Source organism: Rhodoblastus sp. (assembly GCF_041915505.1).
Classification (GTDB): Bacteria; Pseudomonadota; Alphaproteobacteria; order Rhizobiales; family Beijerinckiaceae; genus Rhodoblastus.
Window position 1 is genome coordinate 1 of record NZ_JAYSBG010000302.1, and the last position, 4,292, is coordinate 4,292.

Annotated in this window: 8 protein-coding genes and 2 pseudogenes; 3 read left to right on the top strand and 7 right to left on the bottom strand. The window is 59.9% G+C overall.

The features are described from left to right. Positions 1–114 (top strand): annotated as a pseudogene (locus ACE3S9_RS15645) (IS5/IS1182 family transposase); the annotation flags it as partial. 81 nt (positions 115–195) lie between these two features. On the opposite strand, the gene tnpB reads toward ACE3S9_RS15645, so the two are convergent. From tnpB to ACE3S9_RS15665, 4 genes and pseudogenes are all read right to left on the bottom strand, one after another. Then, entirely contained in the window at positions 196–471 is a 276-nt protein-coding gene (gene tnpB, locus ACE3S9_RS15650; RefSeq protein WP_374547410.1) for an IS66 family insertion sequence element accessory protein TnpB, read from the bottom strand. Further along, positions 468–827, bottom strand: a complete 360-nt coding sequence (locus tag ACE3S9_RS15655) for a transposase (protein ID WP_374547411.1) — start codon at positions 825–827, stop codon at positions 468–470. The genes tnpB and ACE3S9_RS15655 overlap by 4 nt, the downstream gene beginning before the upstream one ends. Before the next feature lie 185 nt (positions 828–1,012). Further along, a pseudogene (locus tag ACE3S9_RS15660) lies at positions 1,013–1,195 on the bottom strand (LysR substrate-binding domain-containing protein); the annotation flags it as partial. A gap of 721 nt (positions 1,196–1,916) precedes the next feature. Then, entirely contained in the window at positions 1,917–2,258 is a 342-nt protein-coding gene (locus tag ACE3S9_RS15665) for a hypothetical protein (RefSeq protein WP_374547412.1), read from the bottom strand. Between the two features lie 71 nt (positions 2,259–2,329). Here ACE3S9_RS15665 and ACE3S9_RS15670 point away from each other — a divergent pair, with 71 nt between their 5' ends. Next, positions 2,330–2,518: an antitoxin Xre/MbcA/ParS toxin-binding domain-containing protein gene (locus ACE3S9_RS15670; RefSeq protein WP_374547413.1), complete on the top strand. Its 189-nt coding sequence runs from the start codon at positions 2,330–2,332 to the stop codon at positions 2,516–2,518. On the opposite strand, the gene ACE3S9_RS15675 is transcribed toward ACE3S9_RS15670, so the two are convergent. Further along, a complete protein-coding gene (locus ACE3S9_RS15675) occupies positions 2,515–2,814 on the bottom strand; it encodes a hypothetical protein (RefSeq protein ID WP_374547414.1) in 300 nt (99 codons plus the stop codon). The two genes, ACE3S9_RS15670 and ACE3S9_RS15675, sit on opposite strands and share 4 nt — an antisense overlap. A gap of 715 nt (positions 2,815–3,529) precedes the next feature. On the opposite strand from ACE3S9_RS15675, the gene ACE3S9_RS15680 reads away from it, so the two are divergent. After that, a complete protein-coding gene (locus ACE3S9_RS15680; protein WP_374547415.1) occupies positions 3,530–3,808 on the top strand; it encodes a helix-turn-helix domain-containing protein in 279 nt (92 codons plus the stop codon). Here ACE3S9_RS15680 and ACE3S9_RS15685 read toward each other — a convergent pair. After that, positions 3,793–3,972 (bottom strand): hypothetical protein, encoded by a 180-nt coding sequence (locus ACE3S9_RS15685; RefSeq protein WP_374547416.1) that lies wholly within the window; start codon positions 3,970–3,972, stop codon positions 3,793–3,795. The genes ACE3S9_RS15680 and ACE3S9_RS15685 overlap by 16 nt on opposite strands. Positions 3,973–3,976: 4 nt before the next feature. Next, on the bottom strand, positions 3,977–4,292 hold a 316-nt coding region (locus tag ACE3S9_RS15690), incomplete at its 5' end, for a nuclear transport factor 2 family protein (protein WP_374547417.1).

The window sequence follows — 4,292 nt, forward strand, 5'->3', positions numbered from 1 at the left end:
TTCAACAAGCTCAAGCACTTGCGCGGCATCGCTACCCGCTACGACAAGAATCCGCTCAACTTCCTCGCCGCCATCAAACTCGCGGCGGCGCGCATCTGGATCAAATCGTTATGAGTCTGCGGCCTAGCCCGCGCTTTCAGGTCGCCAGGTCAACTGCGGCTTCCGCCAGTCGATCCCCTCCAGCATATAGGCCATCTACGCCGCCGATGTCGAGACCGCGCCATGCCTTGCCGAAGGCCAGATGAACTTTCCTCGATCCAGCCGCTTGGCATAGAGCGACAGACCGACGCCGTCGTGCCAGAGGATTTTCGCCAGATCGCCGCGGCGGCCGCGAAAAATGTAAAGGTCGCCGGCGTGAGGATCGCGTTTGAGCTGCTCCTGGACCTGAAGCGCCAGGCCATGCATGCCCCGGCGCATGTCGGTGTGGCCCGTCGCGATCCATACACGGCATCCCGAGGGTATCGGGATCATGACCGCAACGCTTTCAAGGCAGCTGTGATCGCCGATGAGGGCGCGTCGGCGTGAATCCGCACGCGCGCCTCCTTCAACTCCACCTCGATCACGGGAGAAACCGAGCAATTCGATGAGGCCGCCGATGAAGGCGTCATCGGCGCCGGCTCAATGACGACGGGCGCAAATCCCGACGAGGCCGCTTCAGCTGCCTGGCGCATCTCCCGGCGCCATTTGAAGACCAAGCTGGTGCAAACGTCCTCGCGACGCGCCACCTCCGCGATCACCGCTCCCAGCTCAGAAATCGCAGTGAGAATCCGCGCCCGCTCTTCCTCGCTCCATCGCCGGCGCCGCTCGGCGCCGGAAAGCAACGTCATTCGTCCCATGCTGCGCAGCTAACCTCGCTCAAAAAGCCGGCTTAGCTCCGCAGCATCGCTTTCGCTTCAATTTCGGCAAGGCGGCTCACGCCAGAGGGATACTCAGAGCCGGTCGGCTTCGACCTTTTTGGGTCGCAGCCACGGAAACGATCATCCGACAGAGGTCGGCCAAGTCCTTGGACGCGCTATTCCTCTTTTAGTCGTTCGCGCAAGAATTCGATGAATCGTTGAGTTTTCGCAGGCAGGCGCCGCGTCTCCGTAACCGCGTAGAATGGGCTCGGCGAACCCTGCCATTCAGGCAAAATGCGTTGCAGTTTTCTGCTCGCCAGATTTTCAGGGACGATTCGCTCCGGCAAGGAGGTGACGCCCATATCCTGCCGCTCTCTCCACGTCACCAGCTTCAGCTCCCAACACACCAGCCGCAAGCAGCAATTGGGGACCAAAAAAAGGACTTGCTTCTGATCCGCGCTGCCCCGGACAATATTGCAGGTATCACCTTCAGCGATCCAATGATGAAAACTTCCGATCAACGTCAAAATGGAATTCCTGGCCTCGACCTGCCGCGCGGCACCAAGAAAAACTCGTCTCTCCATGGCGTCCCATCGCTCAAGAACCACATCGCCATGGCAGCCGAGCGCGCTATCGCGCGCGCCGGAGGCATCGAACACGCCAATAAACCCGAATTTAACGTCCAAGAGGTCAGCCAAGCTATTGCTCGACCAGGACTTCGCCGATCAAAGAGCGCCCGCCCAACAGCAGCGGATGGCAGCCAGAGCTTTCACTTCAAATTGACCTGTGTCACCGCAAACGACAGTTTTCGTGCGGCGCTTGAAAAAGGTACACAAGCCGATAGAGACGCGATTTCGTCCGCATCCAGCTGCGATCGTCTGCAACCTCGAGGACGCGGGATGTCGTCATCCAGCCGTCCTCGATGGTCGGATGGCCTGAAACCGTCCCGATGCCGATCTCGCATGTTATGCGCCAGTGGCGCAGGATTGGATCTGTCATCTTGTATCATTGTTCATGATATGTTCTAATAACATTTATCATCACGCTACCGATCCGAGTCAAGGAATTTCCGGAAGCGTTCTACGTCACCGACGCGCTCGACCGCCGGGTGGCGTATGTATATTTTGGGGACGATCCAGACCCGCCTTTTCGCTCTAAGCGCGTCTCAAAAGCCGAGGTGCAGGAAATCGCCGTGACGATCGCGGCGGCGCTCAATGCGAAATTCGAGTGGTCGGCGCCACCATGACCATGAAACGCAAGCCCACAACCGCCGCCGAGCTGATCGCTGCGCGCCAGGAACATCCACTTGACGCTCGCGTCGTCGTGGGAGGGTATGAAGACGGATACGATCACGCGCTCGGCGTGGTCGGCATTGCTCTTGTCGGGGTTGAGACAACGGGATGGTGGAGCGGGCGACTGCAAGACTCGGACTCGACTTCGCTCGGTTCGTTTCACGCGGTGAGCTTGGATTCCGACCGGAGACGAGACAAGAAATGACGCGCGCCCCAACCAAAAAGGACATCCGCGATCGGGCGGCCGACGTCATCGGCTCGCCAGAGCTGGCGCGCGACTGGTTCGCAATGCCCGCGATCGCGTTCGGATGGCGAAAGCCGCGTGACATGCTGGCGACGGCCGGTCGCATTGCGCCGGTCGCTTCAACCGGACCAGTTACCGACGCTTAGTCGAGTAGCTTATTTAGGTGGTCGTGGCGCGCGTCCATCCGCGACCGCTCGATCGCCTCGACTTGCTCCGGCGACAACTCGGCCGTGGTAAAAGGCCGCCGGCGATCGTCGCGCTTGATCAGGTCATCCAGCACGGCAAGCGCCTCCGGCCCGTAGCCGTCCTCGAGTTGGTCGTAAAACGCCTTATCGGCGATGAGATCCGTTGCTTTATATGCGAGCGTTCGAGTTTGGATGCGGCAAATCGCGGCGCGAAGCTTTCCGCGCAGTCGGCGTCGACGGCGTTTCGATATCATCATGGCAGGAGCATAGCATGGTCAAAACGAAACCTATACCAAGCGAATCCAAGGACGCTGCGCCGCAAGATCGGCGACATGAAGGTGATCGAGGAAGTGCCGGAAGCGCGAAGTCCCGCGACCGCGCAGCGCAAGCAACCCGCTCAGCTTTATCGCCGAACAAGCGCGTCGCTCGTGGATTTCGACCGGAGGGTCTGAACGCGAAACCGATCGCCATCGGCGCGCCGCCCGCCCTGCAAATTTTTGGTCCGCTTGACTTGGGACCCGGACTGTGACCCACTGCCGAAAAATGGGCCAAAAAACCGCTGTAAAATCAATAAGTACGAGGAAAATTCGGAGAATCCCTCCCTCTCCGCCATTTGATCTTATAATGCATTGAAATAGCATATTAATTTATTCTACGCGCCTATCGCGCCCAGCTTCGACCCTAGCGACAGATGATGAGCGGGCTCCGGCTGGGTCCAACCTGCAGCGGGATGGCGACTGAAATTTTCTTTCGCAGCGGCGATCGCCTGCGCGGGGCGCTTTTTTCTGCTCGGGCTGCTGGAGGCGCTCTTTCGTGCCGGATTGGAGCGGGTATCGGGCGCCCGGGATGGGCAAGAGGCCACTTTGACGGACTCCGCCTGCTTCGCGCCCGAAAATTGCCATTCTGGCAGCCATCATCAGGTCTGGGTTGCTTAGGCGCAACTTCAAGAAACCAAAAAATCCGGGAGGCGTCATGGCGCAGGTTAAGAATTTGGATGCACTTGTTGGCCGCAGAATTCGTCTCCGCAGGATCCAGCTCGGGATCGAGGCCAAATCGCTCGCGGCGAGCGTGAAGGTTGCGGAGGCGCGTCTCCAGGCGTTTGAGTTGGGACGCGAGAGCATCTGCGTGGAGCTTCTCGCGGAAATTGCCGGCGCCTTAGGCGTCTCATCGGCGTATTTTTACAGCGCCCCTCGAACAGGTTTGGCCCCGAGGAAGCAAACACGGATGGCGCCTCGTCAGGCCGTGCGATGACAATTCGCGGGCAGGCTCTGCGCAAGTTGCCTGGACCTTCTCTGTAATCCCCCGGGGCTCGAAAAAACGCCCGCCAGCGCATCCGCGGCGAGCGTATCGGTGACCGTCCGGCTTGCCGAGTCCTGCCCGCGCGGGCTGACTTCGATGATGAGAACCTGTTTCATGGCTTCACCTCCCGGCCTTCGCCGTCAGGGCGTTCCAGGCCGCGAGCGAGTCCATGTAATCCCGCCAATGCGCGATCTTGCGGTTCGCGATCCTGACGATCGAGCAAAACCGGTTGTCGTATTTCACGCCGGTCGCCAGGATCGTCCCGTGGACCTCATATTCGATGACAATGACGGCGCCGCCGTCCGTCCGGTGAACGACCAGCTTGTCGGCGGATTGCAGCGCGATGGCGCCGACATAGCCCCTGAATGCGGCCATCAGATCGGTCTTTCCCGTGATGACGCGCGGCCAGCCGGGAACCTCGTAGAGAACCTCATAG

Bases quoted from the DNA above. Each gene is read 5' to 3' on its own strand.
- ACE3S9_RS15675 (WP_374547414.1), bottom strand. From the start codon at position 2,814: ATGATGATATCGAAACGCCGTCGACGCCGACTGCGCGGAAAGCTTCGC.
- ACE3S9_RS15655 (WP_374547411.1), bottom strand. From the start codon at position 827: ATGACGTTGCTTTCCGGCGCCGAGCGGCGCCGGCGATGGAGCGAGGAA.
- ACE3S9_RS15685 (WP_374547416.1), bottom strand. From the start codon at position 3,972: ATGAAACAGGTTCTCATCATCGAAGTCAGCCCGCGCGGGCAGGACTCG.
- ACE3S9_RS15670 (WP_374547413.1), top strand. From the start codon at position 2,330: ATGACGCGCGCCCCAACCAAAAAGGACATCCGCGATCGGGCGGCCGAC.
- ACE3S9_RS15680 (WP_374547415.1), top strand. From the start codon at position 3,530: ATGGCGCAGGTTAAGAATTTGGATGCACTTGTTGGCCGCAGAATTCGT.
- tnpB (WP_374547410.1), bottom strand. From the start codon at position 471: ATGATCCCGATACCCTCGGGATGCCGTGTATGGATCGCGACGGGCCAC.